Origin of the sequence: Xanthomonas sp. 3498, from assembly GCF_014199795.1 — a bacterium.
Taxonomy (GTDB): Bacteria; Pseudomonadota; Gammaproteobacteria; order Xanthomonadales; family Xanthomonadaceae; genus Xanthomonas_A; species Xanthomonas_A rydalmerensis.
On the sequence record NZ_JACHOH010000002.1, the window covers coordinates 210,399 to 223,685 of the forward strand.

Annotated in this window: 26 protein-coding genes; 6 read left to right on the plus strand and 20 right to left on the minus strand. The window is 65.6% G+C overall.

Going from position 1 to position 13,287, the window contains the following annotated elements:
• Positions 1–138: 138 nt before the first annotated feature.
• The 15 genes from GGR66_RS05875 to GGR66_RS05945 form a co-directional block, all read right to left on the minus strand.
• The gene (locus tag GGR66_RS05875) at positions 139–429 is read right to left on the minus strand and encodes a hypothetical protein (protein WP_184447600.1); all 291 of its coding nucleotides are present in this window, start codon (positions 427–429) and stop codon (positions 139–141) included.
• Positions 422–781 carry a hypothetical protein gene (locus GGR66_RS05880; RefSeq protein ID WP_184447601.1) on the minus strand — a complete coding sequence of 120 codons (360 nt, stop codon included), beginning with the start codon at positions 779–781 and terminating at the stop codon, positions 422–424. The genes GGR66_RS05875 and GGR66_RS05880 overlap by 8 nt, the downstream gene beginning before the upstream one ends.
• Positions 774–1,697: a hypothetical protein gene (locus GGR66_RS05885; protein WP_184447602.1), complete on the minus strand. Its 924-nt coding sequence runs from the start codon at positions 1,695–1,697 to the stop codon at positions 774–776. The genes GGR66_RS05880 and GGR66_RS05885 overlap by 8 nt, the downstream gene beginning before the upstream one ends.
• The gene (locus tag GGR66_RS05890; protein ID WP_184447603.1) at positions 1,694–2,572 is read right to left on the minus strand and encodes a ParB N-terminal domain-containing protein; all 879 of its coding nucleotides are present in this window, start codon (positions 2,570–2,572) and stop codon (positions 1,694–1,696) included. The genes GGR66_RS05885 and GGR66_RS05890 overlap by 4 nt, the downstream gene beginning before the upstream one ends.
• On the minus strand, positions 2,572–3,477 hold the full coding sequence (locus GGR66_RS05895; RefSeq protein WP_184447604.1) for a recombination-associated protein RdgC: 906 nt from the start codon (positions 3,475–3,477) through the stop codon (positions 2,572–2,574). Before GGR66_RS05895 ends, GGR66_RS05890 begins: the two co-directional genes overlap by 1 nt.
• The gene (locus GGR66_RS05900) at positions 3,459–3,635 is read right to left on the minus strand and encodes a hypothetical protein (RefSeq protein ID WP_184447605.1); all 177 of its coding nucleotides are present in this window, start codon (positions 3,633–3,635) and stop codon (positions 3,459–3,461) included. The genes GGR66_RS05895 and GGR66_RS05900 overlap by 19 nt, the downstream gene beginning before the upstream one ends.
• Complete coding sequence (locus GGR66_RS05905) at positions 3,629–3,943, minus strand: hypothetical protein (RefSeq protein WP_184447606.1); 315 nt, start codon at positions 3,941–3,943, stop codon at positions 3,629–3,631. The genes GGR66_RS05900 and GGR66_RS05905 overlap by 7 nt, the downstream gene beginning before the upstream one ends.
• Positions 3,940–4,230, minus strand: coding sequence for a hypothetical protein (locus tag GGR66_RS05910; protein ID WP_184447607.1), 291 nt, complete (start codon positions 4,228–4,230; stop codon positions 3,940–3,942). The genes GGR66_RS05905 and GGR66_RS05910 overlap by 4 nt, the downstream gene beginning before the upstream one ends.
• A 15-nt stretch (positions 4,231–4,245) precedes the next feature.
• On the minus strand, positions 4,246–4,413 hold the full coding sequence (locus tag GGR66_RS05915; protein WP_184447608.1) for a hypothetical protein: 168 nt from the start codon (positions 4,411–4,413) through the stop codon (positions 4,246–4,248).
• Positions 4,410–4,787, minus strand: a complete 378-nt coding sequence (locus GGR66_RS05920) for a hypothetical protein (protein WP_184447609.1) — start codon at positions 4,785–4,787, stop codon at positions 4,410–4,412. The genes GGR66_RS05915 and GGR66_RS05920 overlap by 4 nt, the downstream gene beginning before the upstream one ends.
• Positions 4,784–5,008, minus strand: a complete 225-nt coding sequence (locus GGR66_RS05925) for a hypothetical protein (protein ID WP_184447610.1) — start codon at positions 5,006–5,008, stop codon at positions 4,784–4,786. The genes GGR66_RS05920 and GGR66_RS05925 overlap by 4 nt, the downstream gene beginning before the upstream one ends.
• Positions 5,005–5,247: a hypothetical protein gene (locus GGR66_RS05930; RefSeq protein WP_184447611.1), complete on the minus strand. Its 243-nt coding sequence runs from the start codon at positions 5,245–5,247 to the stop codon at positions 5,005–5,007. Before GGR66_RS05930 ends, GGR66_RS05925 begins: the two co-directional genes overlap by 4 nt.
• Positions 5,244–5,468, minus strand: coding sequence for a hypothetical protein (locus GGR66_RS05935; RefSeq protein ID WP_184447612.1), 225 nt, complete (start codon positions 5,466–5,468; stop codon positions 5,244–5,246). The genes GGR66_RS05930 and GGR66_RS05935 overlap by 4 nt, the downstream gene beginning before the upstream one ends.
• Positions 5,465–5,758, minus strand: a complete 294-nt coding sequence (locus tag GGR66_RS05940; protein ID WP_221236360.1) for a hypothetical protein — start codon at positions 5,756–5,758, stop codon at positions 5,465–5,467. Before GGR66_RS05940 ends, GGR66_RS05935 begins: the two co-directional genes overlap by 4 nt.
• A 259-nt stretch (positions 5,759–6,017) precedes the next feature.
• Positions 6,018–6,233, minus strand: a complete 216-nt coding sequence (locus GGR66_RS05945; RefSeq protein WP_184447613.1) for a hypothetical protein — start codon at positions 6,231–6,233, stop codon at positions 6,018–6,020.
• Positions 6,234–6,473: 240 nt separating this feature from the next.
• Here GGR66_RS05945 and GGR66_RS05950 point away from each other — a divergent pair, with 240 nt between their 5' ends.
• Entirely contained in the window at positions 6,474–6,923 is a 450-nt protein-coding gene (locus tag GGR66_RS05950) for a hypothetical protein (protein WP_184447614.1), read from the plus strand.
• Positions 6,924–6,944: 21 nt separating this feature from the next.
• Here GGR66_RS05950 and GGR66_RS05955 read toward each other — a convergent pair whose 3' ends face one another.
• Both GGR66_RS05955 and GGR66_RS05960 read right to left on the minus strand, forming a co-directional pair.
• Entirely contained in the window at positions 6,945–8,417 is a 1,473-nt protein-coding gene (locus tag GGR66_RS05955; RefSeq protein WP_184447615.1) for an MASE1 domain-containing protein, read from the minus strand.
• 63 nt (positions 8,418–8,480) lie between these two features.
• Positions 8,481–8,849 (minus strand): hypothetical protein, encoded by a 369-nt coding sequence (locus GGR66_RS05960; RefSeq protein WP_184447616.1) that lies wholly within the window; start codon positions 8,847–8,849, stop codon positions 8,481–8,483.
• 104 nt (positions 8,850–8,953) lie between these two features.
• Here GGR66_RS05960 and GGR66_RS05965 point away from each other — a divergent pair, with 104 nt between their 5' ends.
• Complete coding sequence (locus GGR66_RS05965; RefSeq protein WP_184447617.1) at positions 8,954–9,229, plus strand: hypothetical protein; 276 nt, start codon at positions 8,954–8,956, stop codon at positions 9,227–9,229.
• Positions 9,230–9,264: 35 nt separating this feature from the next.
• On the opposite strand, the gene GGR66_RS05970 is transcribed toward GGR66_RS05965, so the two are convergent.
• From GGR66_RS05970 to GGR66_RS05980, 3 genes are all read right to left on the minus strand, one after another.
• Entirely contained in the window at positions 9,265–9,534 is a 270-nt protein-coding gene (locus GGR66_RS05970) for a hypothetical protein (RefSeq protein WP_184447618.1), read from the minus strand.
• A 90-nt stretch (positions 9,535–9,624) separates the two neighbouring features.
• Positions 9,625–9,918, minus strand: a complete 294-nt coding sequence (locus GGR66_RS05975; protein ID WP_184447619.1) for a hypothetical protein — start codon at positions 9,916–9,918, stop codon at positions 9,625–9,627.
• 166 nt (positions 9,919–10,084) lie between these two features.
• Positions 10,085–10,570: a hypothetical protein gene (locus GGR66_RS05980; protein WP_184447620.1), complete on the minus strand. Its 486-nt coding sequence runs from the start codon at positions 10,568–10,570 to the stop codon at positions 10,085–10,087.
• A 95-nt stretch (positions 10,571–10,665) separates the two neighbouring features.
• Between GGR66_RS05980 and GGR66_RS05985 the strand changes: the two genes are divergently transcribed.
• The 4 genes from GGR66_RS05985 to GGR66_RS06000 are packed head-to-tail and all read left to right on the plus strand — an operon-like array spanning position 10,666 to position 13,259.
• Positions 10,666–11,610, plus strand: a complete 945-nt coding sequence (locus tag GGR66_RS05985; RefSeq protein WP_184447621.1) for a helix-turn-helix domain-containing protein — start codon at positions 10,666–10,668, stop codon at positions 11,608–11,610.
• Between the two features lie 37 nt (positions 11,611–11,647).
• Positions 11,648–12,289 (plus strand): hypothetical protein, encoded by a 642-nt coding sequence (locus tag GGR66_RS05990; RefSeq protein WP_184447622.1) that lies wholly within the window; start codon positions 11,648–11,650, stop codon positions 12,287–12,289.
• Positions 12,286–12,822: a hypothetical protein gene (locus GGR66_RS05995; protein WP_184447623.1), complete on the plus strand. Its 537-nt coding sequence runs from the start codon at positions 12,286–12,288 to the stop codon at positions 12,820–12,822. Before GGR66_RS05990 ends, GGR66_RS05995 begins: the two co-directional genes overlap by 4 nt.
• Positions 12,819–13,259: a DUF1064 domain-containing protein gene (locus GGR66_RS06000; protein WP_184447624.1), complete on the plus strand. Its 441-nt coding sequence runs from the start codon at positions 12,819–12,821 to the stop codon at positions 13,257–13,259. The genes GGR66_RS05995 and GGR66_RS06000 overlap by 4 nt, the downstream gene beginning before the upstream one ends.
• The last annotated feature ends 28 nt before the right edge of the window (positions 13,260–13,287 follow it).

Genomic DNA, 13,287 nt, shown 5'->3' on the forward strand with positions numbered 1-13,287 from the left:
GCGTCGAGCGCGGGTCGGCTGAACTTCCATCGACCACCGACCTTTCGGCCTGGCGGGTGGGACTTGGTATGCATCATGTTGCGCAGCGTCACGGGGTGCATCTTCATGTGGCGCGCGGCTTCCGGCAGCGTCAGAACCTCACTTGCCTCCATCGTCGATCCTCCTGATGAAAAGCCGGGTTCGCTGATGCTCCAGGCCGTTCTCCCGCACCCACAGCCGGTCGCCGGGCTGGCCGAAGGGGCAGGGCACCCAACCGTCCCACTCGCCACCGGTGACGTAGTCGGGATACCAGGGCCACGACGACCCATCGTCGCGCTCCTCGATCTCCCACGGATGGCGCAGCTTCACGGCGCGCCGCGTCTGCGTCTTGCGCCCGTCGAGGATGGCGCGGACCATGGGGCCATTGAACAAGATGGGGCGCTCAGCCATGGCTGCCGCCCTCCGGCGCCGACGCGGCGGCGAGCATGGCTGCGTCGATGTTCAGTCCGAAGTTGTGCTCGCAGCCACGATGAGTAGCGAACGCTGCATCCTCAACGACTGCAAAGTCTTCAGGCTCTCCGGCCGCAAGCATCTCGATGAAGCGATAGCGATCCGCATAACGCTGCACATCCTCCTGTACCTTCGCCTGCGAGGCGAGGGCGGCCGAGATTGCGTTCAGCGCCGCGGCGATCAGTGGCGGAGCGTGGCATCCGCCACGCAACTGGCGAGCCGGTGCAGCGGCACCGAGCCTGTCCCACTCCGCGGCCAGCAACTCCCGCGCCCGCTGTTCGGTGTCAGCCATGCGCCTTCCCCTGGCTGTTGGTCAGCGCCAGCACATCGTCCTTCCGCGCCCAGTGCGAAACCTCGGCGTAGTCACACGAACCGAACAGCCACCCGTTGTTCCACGGATCGCCGGGCAAGTACGAGCTTTCCCCGATCGTCCACGCGCGGCCAGGCGTATCGGTGTACCGGAAACGCACAAGCACGTCGCCAGAGTCGTCGTAATCGGTCTCAGTCGGCAGGCGGTCTTTGACGCTTACCCAGAGCGCTTGCAAGTCCACCTGCGCGGGCGGGGCGGTGTAGAGCGGCTGCGTGAACTTGCCGGCCGGCGTCTTCCGCGCTGGGAGATAGTGGCCGCCTTCACCTCGCGCGGGGTCTACGTGCGCCTGCATCTGTTCCGGGCTGACCCATATCGCGGGCGCATGGTCCGTAGGCTGGCGCGCTGCGATGGCGGCGGCGACGCGAGCGAGCATGTCCGGCCCAGTGTCGCTGCCGTCCGTTTCGTACCCGATGACCTGCTCGAACAGAGCCGCAGCCGCTCTCTCCATCGCATCGGCATACGCCACCGCATCGGCAAGGCCCTTCGGGAATCGCTCATCCGCGCCCTGCTGCTCGGCCTGCGGCTGCGCTGCGCCGCGCAGTTCGGCAATTGCCGCCAGGATCGGCTCTGCACCACCCTGGTCCGGATCGCAGCCAAGCTCGCGAGACACTTCTGCCAACGCGGAGCACGCATCTACGAACATGCGCTCGTAGTTCAACTGCGGCTGCGCTGCAAGTAGCTCGGGGAGGGCGGCGAGAAGGGCCGATTGCATCGCAATTCTGTAGCGCTCATCGACTCCGGCCGAGCCGTAGGCCGTGATTGCTTTCAGGCTTCGCTCGCGTTCCGCTTCAGCAGTTGCGGCAATGCGCTCCAGCGCCTCGGGGGTGATCGTGGTCATGCGCTGGGTTCCTCACGGCTGGGGATGCGCTCGCGGATCTCGATCAGCTGCTTGATGATCTCGGCGGGCAGGGTGACGTGCTCGACCTCGCCGGCCTGCAGCGCGGCGCGGACGTCTTCGGGCAGGGCCTTGTCGATCTGCGCGGTGACGTCGTCCAGGGCGGTGACGATCTTCCGGGGTAGCGGCTTGGGCCTGAACATCCTGGGCGTGACGCGCTTCTTGCCTGCGGCCTTGGCGGCCTCGGCTGCGCTGGCTATGAGTTCGCCGGCCTCCTCACCACGGTGGCGCACCAGGTCGACCGCCGCAGTCGCTGCGATAGTGCCGTTGCGGACTTGGTTCTTCACGTCCTCGTTGGCGCGCCACAAGATCAGCATGTTGTCCACGTGTACGCGGCTGACACCTTGGTCCTGCGCGATTTCTTCAGGTGACCAGTTGAACGCGGCCAAACGTGCATAGCCCCTTGCAGTTTCCAGCGGTGCCAGTTTCCGGCCCTTGGCGCTCGACAACATGCGTGATGTCCGCTGCACATCGTTGCCAAGGAAGGGGATGACGGATATCCACAGGTCGCCGCTCGGGTCGCGAATCGCATCGCCAGCGCGCAGATAGGCCAACCGACGCCTATGCCCTTCGACGACGAAGACTCCGCCACCTGGCCGGGGACGAACCTCCAAGGGTGGCAGCACGCCGCCCGCCAGAATGTATTCCTTCAGCTGCTCAATGCTCTCCTCGAACGTGACGCCGTTCTCGTCGATGCCTAGCGGGTCGCGCAAGTTGAATCCGGGCTCTTCGTGGATGTCCTCGATCCGGAACTTCAGAGCGTCGGCGCGCCGCGCCGTGCCGTCCTTGACCAACTGTTTGAAGGAGGGCGCGCTCATCATGCACCCGCCTTGCTGAGCTTCAGCGCGCCTTCCAGCAGCAGGAACAGCCGGCGGACTTCGCCGGTCATGAGCGCGAAGCGCGCATCCATCTCTGCGCGCACACCGTCCTGGCCGGCGTCTTCGAGCTGATCGAGCGCGCCGTCGAGGAACTTCAGCTTGCGGATCACCAGGTCGTCGCCCAGGACGAATGACACGTGGTCGTCGAGCACCAGCGCCAGCCGCGCGACCTGCTTGCCGGCCTCCAGATGCTTGCCGATCTCGTCCGAGCGCAGTTCCTGGTTCTGGCACTTCACGACCGCGCCGCCCTCGATGGGATCCTGCATCTGGCATTCCTCGCCGATGCTGAGCCCTTCGGGCAGCGGCTCGCCGGCGATCCAGGCGGTGAGGACCGAGCGCGGCGCCACCTCGGCGTTGAGCGGCAGGACCGGGAAGCTGCCGAGCAGGTTGCGGATCTCCGACATCGCGTTCTCGCCGGCCTTGCGGCTGGACGTATCCACGGCCACGTAGCCGTGCTCCAGGTCGAGGAACAGGTCGGTGCGCGAGGGCCGGACGAACGCGCGCGGCAGCAACTCGGCGATCAGGTCGTCCTTCAGGCGCTTGCGCGCGCGGCCGCCGGGGCGCCGGCCTTCCTTCTCCTCGATCTCGGCGACCTTGCGCGCGAGCAGGTCGTTGACCACCGAGCCGGGCAGGATCTTGTCCTCGCCGCCGACGGTCAGCCACAGGAAGTCGCCGACGCGGTGCGACAGCGTCGCATCGCCGGCGCCGAACGGCGAGACGAAGCCGCGGGAACTCATTTCCATCGGGCCGACGGGCTTGAGCTGGGCTTCCGGCAGCAGGGCGTCGACCTCGGAGAAGTCGATCGACGTGGGGAAGCGGAAGAGGGTCAGGTTGCGAAAGAACATGGCGCGTCCTCAATGGGTTGCGTGTCGGCGGTGGTGCCCTCGGGCGCGAAGTGCAGGCCCAGGGCGTAGAGGGCGTCGGAGATTCCGGCCTCGCGCGTTTCGGCGCGGACGATCTGCGGCTCGGCGACGCCGGGGATGTGGACGGTGACGATCAGCATCGGCGGAGCTTCCGGTCGATGAGGGAGACGATCTGGGCGCCCTGCTGTAGGGGCGGATGGTTCTTCTTCGCCCAGGCGCGCTTGTAGTTGTTGCCGAACTGCACGCGCAGGTCGTGGTGGCGATCGCGCACGGCCTTGCAGGCTTCCTCGTAGCGCTTCAGCCGCGCCGCGGGAGAGATCGCCGGCTCTCCGAGCATGTGCGCCGCCAGCGCGGCTTCCTGGGCGAGCGAACCGGTGGGCAGCTCGGGCAGCACGCGCTGCACGATGGCGTCCAGGCCGTAGCCCAGCAGGTAGATGCCGTCGTTCATGCCATCGCCCTCTGGTGGACGACCCAGAACAGGTCGGCGATTTCCGGTGGGCAGCTCGGCAGGGCCTTGGCTGCAAGGAAGGCGCGCTCAACGGTTGTAGCGATGCGTGCCTGATCCCCATCGCCGGCGCCGAACGGCACGACGCGCTCGCCCGCTTCGCTCAGCGCCGTGGCAATGAACTTCGCGCGGTCATCAGGGTCCATGCGACGCAACTGTTTCGCGATGTCGTGAGCGTCGACGCAAACCTCCACATCAACATCGACGCTCTTGTAGAAAGAAAGTTCCATGGCAACTCCTTGTGCTCAGAGGCGGACAAGCCGGGTGTGCTTTGGGACAACGCGCTCGGCCTGGGGCGCATGCGTGCGTTCTTCGCGCGGCGACGCCATGTGCCGGCGGTAGGGGTGGAGGCGAGGGTTCTTGGCGCGGTCCATGGCTGCGCGCTGTTCCGGGGTTGGGTCGTAGCGCTTCATGCGAACGCCGCCTTGAGCTTTTCCAACTCGCCCTGCCTTGCCAGCGACTGAACCGATCTGGCCTGGTTGCGCAGATCTTCCGGCCAGTCCTTTGCAGCCTCCGGCGTGACGCTGCTCCAATCGATATCGAGCCGACCGAACGCTTCTGCAGCCGCGATCGCAACCTCCTTCGTCGGCGCCCTGCAGATTCGCAGGCCAGTCGGGACGTGCGTTGCCGTCCACCGGTCGCATTTGAGAACCGACGCGTCCTGAGTCGGATGGACGGCGATATGCTCGCTAACCGGGGTTGCATGGATATCGACGGCGCCAGCGTTGGCGATGCCCTCGCTCGGCTTGCCGAAACGGATGGTGATGATGCGGTTCTCGGCGGTCATGACTGGCTCCGGGATGCGCGCAGGTCGCGGCGCAGGGCGGCGATGGCGCCGGCGGCGGTGGAGTTGCCGGCCAGCACCTTGGCGCGCGCAGCACGCGCGGCGCGGATCGAGCAGCGATGGCTGTAGCGCAGGCGACGTGCGGCCAGGTAGACCGCGCCGTAGGCGGCCCAGGCGCGATCGCTGGGCTGCGGCTGAGGCTGATTCAGGGCCGCGCCGTTCATCGGCCACCCCGCAGGAAGTCGAGCGCTATGACCACTGCCGTGAGGTCCCCAGCACGCAACAGATAGCCATCGCGGTGCTTCTGGAATTCAAGCTTGCCGCAGGCATCCATGAGCGCTACGAGCCCCAACTTCACCTCCGCCAAGCGAAGCGCTCGCTCGGCATTGATGATGTTCGCTGAGCCGTCGATCTGGCTGATCTCGAAATCGAGCACCTCCAGTGCAGAAGCGGCGCGGCTCATGGCCGGCGCTCCTGTCGGAGGTAGCACCGCACCTGGATCAGGCCGCCACGCGCAGGGCGCATCCAGCAGTGATAGCCGGCCTCTTCCTGCTGCAGCTGGTACTGCACCGCGTTGGTCTTGCTGGCGAAGACGGCGGACGCGTCGCTGGTGTCCTTGACGCGGAAGGCGGACACCAGTGCGGCGGCGAGGATGCCGAGGGCGAGGTAGGCGAGGGCGCTCATTGCGCACCGCCCGCGGTCGCGGCGCTGGGCAGCGTGCTGATCTTGATGCGCAGTACCACAGGGCCGTTGCGCGTGTCGCCGGTGATCGTGCCGTGCAGCGCCGCGCGCTCAGCCTTCGACAGGTTCCGCCACTTCGCAATGGCGTAGTCGCCGACCAGCAGCCCGATGGGCGCGCCGCGCTGCTGCGAGCCGTAGGAGACGCCGCGCTCGCGGCACCAAGCCTCAGCGGCGCGCAGGGCGGCGAAGTCGCCGGTGTCGTTGAAGGGGACTACCATGGTGGTGGTGCTCATGCCGCGCTGCCTACGCGGGCGATGGCGCGCAGGCAGCGCGGGCAGGACACCGGTTGCTGCTCGCACACAGTCCAGCCCACGGATCGCCGGCCCGGCTCCGCGCCACACAGCGCTTTACCTGCGGCTTCGGTGAATCCGCCTTGGCGGCGCACCTGGGAGGACGGGATTGCGTGCAGGTTGCTGCCCTGTCCGCGCTCCAGGCCGTTCGCGCAACGGCCGGCGAGCTTCGCCGCAAGCACATCCACAGCGACATGGGCGCTCACTCGGACACCCCGTCGGCCCGAGCGGCGAGGGAATCGGCTTCATCGGCGGCGCGGGTCAGCTCGTCGCTGAGCCAGCGGGCCTCGGCGGGATCGATGTGGATGCCCATGCAGCCGAGCTGGAGGGCGACGACGGGCTTGGAGCCGCGCCCGAGGGGAATCCAGGTGCCGCGGGCGGCGATTGCGCCGCCGGTGCTGATGGTTGCGAAAGCCATTTCAGTTCTCCTGACCCGGTCGCCGATGGGCGATTTCCCTGGGGCAGAGAGAGTGTCTAGCACTGTGCTAGTCAATGTCAAGCATGAAGCTAGATTTGTCTAGCAAGATGCTTTGCGTTTCGGCACGCTCCTGCGCGGGCCGCCCGAGGAGTGCGGCCCGCATCGCGGAGGCTGCCGGCATTGATATCCTGGTCCAGAATGGCCTCGGGCGGCCTTCGCTCAAACCACCAGGAGAGACTTATGGCAAACGTAGGGAATCGGGGACGGGCGCTGTGCGCCGCGTTCGCTGGATTGAGCGCATTGGCCGCGGCCGGCGAGGCGGCGGCATGCTGTCCCAATGACGGGAATGGGTCACCCAAAGCGGTGGCCAAGACGGGTCTCGGCGATGCGCAGCCCGCCGCGTTAGATCTGGCGCAGGATCCCAGTTGGCACGTCTATCAGTTCGCGCGGGACGGCATCACGTACCTACAGATCAACGACCTCACCGGCAACGTGCGAGCTGGTGTGGGCCGCGTCGACTCGACGGCCTGGGTGATGCCAATGGGACGCGATGTCGATCGTGTCCGGCTTGTCACCTCTGCTCCCGCCAATGGCAAGGTGGTGTTCCGTTCGGCCGAAGTGGTGGTGTTCGTTGTGCAGTCCAGCAGCGGCGACGAGTGGTACGTGCAGACGCCGGCCAAGACGCAGTAGCGTCTCGGCGGCGCAGCACCTTCAGACTACGAAGACGATGTGGTCATGGCGGCGCCTTACGGCGCCGCCGTTCGTTTGGATACGGAGTTGCAGGCTCGACCAAGCCTCTTCGTCGAAATCGAAGTCCGTACCGAGCGGGCGGTACCTTTGAACCTTCACCAGCACCCTAGTTGAGCGGTTCCTGGTCACAGTCTTCACGACAATCTGATGGTGGTCGACGCCCGACAGGGTGCTGACCGCGCCCACGATGCATCTGTAGGCAAGGACGCTCATGTCGGTCGACAGTGCGGACGCATCGCCCTGAAGTCGATAGTCGATGGCGGTTCCGCAGGCATTAGCGAACGCACTAGACCGCAAAGTCCAGTAGAGCCCCTCGGTCTCGATGCCGAGAGGGTAGATGGCGGAAACCTGGTCCAGGAGCATCTGCGTATTGGCGACGCTCTGCTTGGTTGCGTCCATCGCAAGCTCGTACTGTCCTTTCTCTTTCAGCGATCCGACGAAACCTCTGTACCCCCAGGCGATAGACATCTGGGAGGTTGCAAGCGCTCTCGCACAAGATCTGAGGTCATGTTCGGCCAGCCGCTGCGTTTCGCGGGCAACCTGTATCGCGCGCAGTTCGGCAGCTCGCAGCTTTGCTACGCGGGAGAAGTTCTTGGAGATGCTGACGCCAAGGACGAACATCGCAGTTGCCAGCACCGCCAGCGCCTCCTGCGCGACGAAAATGGAATCGTCGTGAGCGCCGACCGCGGTGAAATCCGGCAGGCTAAAACCAATCGCTATCGCGGCGCCCGCGATTCCCACTGCAGCGCCGCGCCACCCGTGGCGGAAAGTCAGCGCGATAGGTGGCAGCAGCATGATTGAAAGGATGCCGGGCTTGGCGACGTCTTCGTTCAGCGCCGCCGCAAGCAAAAAGGAAACAGCGAAGAACGCACCAGCCAGCACCGAATCCCGAAGCAGTCCACGCGGCTGCTGGTCGGAAGGCGCTTTCCGTGCCCACAGCAGCAGCGGAAGCGCGATGCTGAGCATGGCTAGATAGTGGCCGACGGCGAACCGGACGAACAACTCGAGCGTGACGTCCTGCTTTGGCCCATCGAGGAAGAAGTTCAGCCCCGCATTGACGGCGGAAGTCCAGATTGCCGTCCCTGCCATGATCGCCGGGACCAGAGCCTCCTTACTCCAGTGGGCGGGTGCAACCCGTTGGGCGAACCGAGGGAGTAGCGAAACGATGGGGAGCAGCAGTGCAGGGCTCAGGTAGGCCCACTGCATGGAGTATTGCTCAGCCTTAGGGATTCGAAGCCACCACAGCGCAAGGGCGTCACCCAGGAACAGGTATGGCCAGAGGCGTCGCGGAAGAAACAAGAGCCCGGCCATGCGGATGCCGGCAGGCAGATACCACTGGGAGACCGAAGACCGCCAGAGGAAGATAAACAGAATTGCGTAGGTGACGGAAAGAGCGATTCCCTTCGCCACTGGATACCACGTGCTGCGGCCCATCTTGTCTCCCCTCCTGATGCGCCAGCTTACAAAGGAGATAGGCGCATCTTGTAGACAAGAAAACTAGCTCGCCTTCCTCTTTCTGCTGGCACTTTTCGGCTTTTCGTTAAGTAGCCTTTGCAGCTCCGCATACGCGGCGCGCATCTCGTCGTTGTGCGCTTCTAGAGCGGTGACCAGTCCTGCGTCCGCCTCCAGGAGCGCCGGAACCCGATCGAGCGTGGGCAGGTTGTCCATCCACCCCTTCGGCTTCCCGCAAGCGACTTCAAACGCTCTCGCGTTGTCACTGTCCATCGCACGAGCATTCGCTCGCCCGAGCCACTGATTGATCTGATTCTTGTCCTTCTCCACGGCGCGGCCCAACGCGGCTTGGCTACCGTATTGCCGGACAAGCTGTGCGAGGCGGATACGCCGGATTTCGTCGATGGTCAGCATCTGCACAGACTAGCTTTAAGCTAGACAAATGTCGTCTAGCTCCAAGCTAGTCATGTCTAGCATAGTGCTTGACGAAACATCTAGCAAGTGGCTAGATGTGCGGCATGGACTTGATCACCTACATCTCCAGCATGCAGCGCCGAAAGCTCCTCGCTGAGGCGTGCGACTGCAATCCGCACTACCTGTACCAGATCGCCACGAACCGCCGGCGGGCCAGTCCAGAGCTGGCCGAGCTGATCGAAAAGAACAGTGAGCTGATCGGCCCCGAGCGAGTGCCGAAGGAGCCGCTGGTCTTCCGCGAACAGGTGAGCGCGCCCGACTCCGCAAGCGCGACGAGCGACCCCGACGAGCGCAGGATCGTGCCGGTCGAGGGGGCCTGACGTGTCCGACTCGACCCTTCAACCGGTTTGCGATCTCAGTGTGTGGGCGAAGAGCCGGACGGTGCTGAGCTTCCGCGACCACGCGAATCCATTAGAGCCACAAGCTCTCCAAGGTCTGCGTGCAGCCTTCGAATGCTCTCTTCGTTCAGGCCGACTGGTGCCATGGGAGCCGCTGACTGCGGCTCGCCGCCGGGCGCCCACGGGAGGGCGAGGAACGTGAAGATCGCTCCATCCAAGCTCTCCAGCACATCGATCTTCCAGTCGATCAGCAGAGCCTTGAAGTCCGGCATCGGCACTTTTTTCATTTCGCCCTCCTCGGGGGTGGTTGTGTGTGTGGAAGCCGCAGAGCACCGCGGCGCGGCGACCTCTTGTCGCGACTGCGTGGACGCCGCGCGCTACTTCGCCGGCCACCCGGGCGGGAAGTACTTGCCGCCTGCCAAACCGTTATGCACGGCGGCCTCCTGCGACACGAACGCTTGCGAGGCCGCTGGCAGCAGCTCGGCGGGGAGTCCCACCGCTGCCAAGTCCATTCCGAGGCTCTGTCGGCGCATGACCAGATTGGTCCGCATCACCTGCCCGATCGAAGCGTTCGGGTTGGGGCTGCCGATGAGGGTTTGGACAGCCTTCTCCGCCGCGACGCAGCGTCCAAGCAGGTGCGCAATCAGTTGCTGCGCTTCTCCGAGGTCCATGCAGGGTCTCCTTTCTAGTTGAGGTCTTCTGAAATGCTGCAGATCCATTCACTTGTCGTCACGCACGCCGGCCTGTTCGTTGAGGACCGTAACGCGTGTATCGAAGTCGACGAGTTCCGTATCGCGCTGACCAGCAGCACCTGGCTGCTGATGCGTCGCATGGCGCTCAGCCCAGGAACCTTTGAAGTAGCTGCAGTGCAACTGGCCAATTCCTCAGCCCAGCATCCACCAACTGCAGCGCAAGGTGTTTTGTGGTCTCGGCAGGCAGCTCTCGCAGCTGATCAAGCAATCGCTGCTTTTGAGAAGGGTCTTCATCCGACTCGCGAATCTTCGCCTCGATCAGTTGCCGGAGATCCTCCTCATGCAACTTGATCGTGACCACGCCGAGTATGGCGCTGAGGCCACCATCATCGGCCAGGAAATCTATACCCTTCGCGGTGATCTTCGCCTGGAGCAGCAGCGGATCGTTCTTCAGGTCGTGAGCGAACTGAGCCTCAACGAGCCCGTGTTCCATGAGATATGCGATGTTCACTCGCAGGGAGTTGTCGCCAGGAAAGTCGCTGACCTGGTTCGGGCGCAACCAGCCCGGATAGTGTCGCATCAGGGTAGTCAGCAACTCCCGTTGGCGCTCCCGCATCAAAAGATCCCCCATCCCCAGTCCTCCTTGTGGGCTGCGCCTGTCGGCTTGCCAGCTTACCGGCGATGCCCGGGCGCACGCGTAGACAGCGCCGTTGTGGGGGTCTGGTAGTGGCCAGCAAGATCTCAGGCATGGTGTTTGACCGCTATCCGGTGGGCGGCGGCGAGATGCTGTTGGCGCTGGCGCTGGCCGACCACGCGCATGACGACGGCACTCACATCTTCCCGTCGATCGCGCACCTGGCGCGCAAGACGCGGCAGTCCGAGCGGGCCGTGCAGTACCAGCTGCGCCGGATGGAGGCGTCCGGCTGGCTGATCCTGGTCAACGACGGGATCGGCGGCCGTCGCCGTGGGCGCGACGAAGGCGGCCGCACGCGGCAGTACCGGATCAGCCCCGAATGGATGAAGGGTGCAGATTTTGCACCCATCGCCGACGGCGCCGTGGAACATTCAAAGGGTGCAAATTCTGCACCCTTGAAGGGTGCAAATCGCGACAGGAAAGGGTGCAAAACGGCGCAAGAAAGGGTGCAAATTGGAGCAGAAAAGGGTGCAAAGCTTTTGCACCCGAACCAAGAGCAACCTAAAGCAACCGTCATAGAACCACACAGCACAGGCGCGGCCGAGCCGCCGGGTGTGTGTGGAACATCGCCAGGCCCGATCGCTGTCGCGCTCAACCGTGCAGCCATGGCCGCCGGCCGCAGGCACCAGTGCACCACCAGCCAGAACCCCGACCTGATCGCAGCGGTTGCCGAGGGCGTTACCGCCGATCACGTGCTGGAGCTGGCCGAGATCTACCACGACAAGCCGGCCGGCTACCTCATCGCCGCCGCCCGGCGGCAACACGCCGCGAAAGCCTCCCCGCAACCAACCGCCAACGGTGCCAGCCATGCAACGACTCTTCGATCCGGCCACGAATCCCACGCCGACCGCAGCGCACGCCTCAACGGCGAAGCCCTCGCACGACGAGCGGCAGCAAGCGGCGGCGCACCTGGCGGCGATCACGGCCAAGGCGGAGCCGGAGCCGATCCGATCGACGTCGAGTGGTTGGCCGTCTGACCGCCTGGTCACCGCGCTGGCCGGCCTGTGGGAGGCGATGAACGGCGTGTACGGCAACACGTGGTCGAGCCAGTACGGCTTCAGCCCGTTCAACCCGACCACCGGTGACCTCACGCAGGCTGGCAAGGCGTGGTCCGAGTCGCTGCAGGGGCTGACGGTTCGGCAACTGGCCGCCGGCGTCACCGCGGCGCAGCGCACCGGCCACGAGTTCCCGCCGAACGCCGCCCGCTTCCGCGTCCTGGCGCTGGGGCTGCCGTTCCTGCCCGAGATCGAGCGGCAGTTGGCGCCGGGCCAGGACCGCAGCGGCTTCGCGGTGCTGGTATGGCAGTTCCTCGACGCCTACCGCTACCGCAGTGCCGATGGCCGGGACCAGCAGCGCATGCTGCGCTCCGCATACGACGCTGCGCTACAGGCGGTGCTGGACGGCAAGGCGAAGGTGCCGGAGCCGGCCGCGGCCAGCATCGGCTACGAGCGGCCGCGCGTGCACCAGGTCAGCGACCGCGACAGGGCACGCGCGAGCATGGAGCGCGCTGCGAGGGAGCTGGCGCTGGTGTTCGAGCACTCGTCGGAGAACTACATCGCGGAACTGGACCGCGTGCGTGAACAGATGGAGTCGCGGCCGATCACCGGCCAGGAGCTGGATGCCGCTCTAGCGGGCTCGCAGGAGGGGGCACGATGATCCCTGCCGACCAACTCCGCGCGTACCACGAGCAACTGGCGCGCTACTGCCTGCAGCAGACCGGCGCGTGCACTGCGGCCGAGCTGCTGGAGCACATGGGCACCGCGGCGATGATGCAGGGGCATCCTCGGGAGGTTTACACAGGCCTGTCCGTGGCAGCCGTTGCTGGCATCGTGCGCTCGCTGGCGGGCCGCGGGGAGTTGTGCCAACAGGGCACCCGCAACAACGCCCGGCAGGCGCGCCAGGAGCCATTGTGGCGCGACCAGGGCAGCGCCCCCGTCAGCATGCCGCCGGCACCAGGCCACAGCGCGACGCAGCTGACCATCACGTCGCCGGCCGCCTATGGGACCGAGACAAAGGGCGGTCTGTCCGTCGGCCAGAAGCTGGCGCTGCTGCAGATGGAGTTCGACGACATGCAGGGGCGGACGGCGCGGGAGTTCGAGGAGTTCCAGGCGCGCACCGCGCGCGAGTGGCAGTCGTTCCGCTCGCGCGCCGCGCGGGTGCTGGGCCTGGCCGGAGAACTGCCGGCATGAGCACCAGCAAGCGCGCGCTCCGCTACAACAGCGAGGCGGACATGCCGGAGGGCATGCGCAAGCTGCTGCAGGCGAGCCAGCAGCGCGCCGCGGTGCCTGCGCTGCGCCCGGAGGAGATCGAGGCCGAGGCGCCGCGGCGGCGGAACAAGTACGGCAACGTGGCCACGACGGTGGACGGCATCCGCTTCGACAGCAAGCGGGAGGCGCGCTACTACGAAGACCTCAAGCGCCGGCAATCCGCCGGTGAAGTGCATTTCTGGCTGCGCCAGGTGCCGATCCACCTGCCAGGAGGCACGCGCTACGTCCTGGACTTCCTCGTGTTCCTCACCGACGGCAGCGCGCAGTTCGTGGACGTGAAGGGCCGCGAGACCGCCGTGTTCCGCCTGAAGAAGCGCGAGGTGGAGCACCACTACCCGATCCGCATTTTGCTGGCCTGAAGGACGGACATGAACTACTCCATGGACC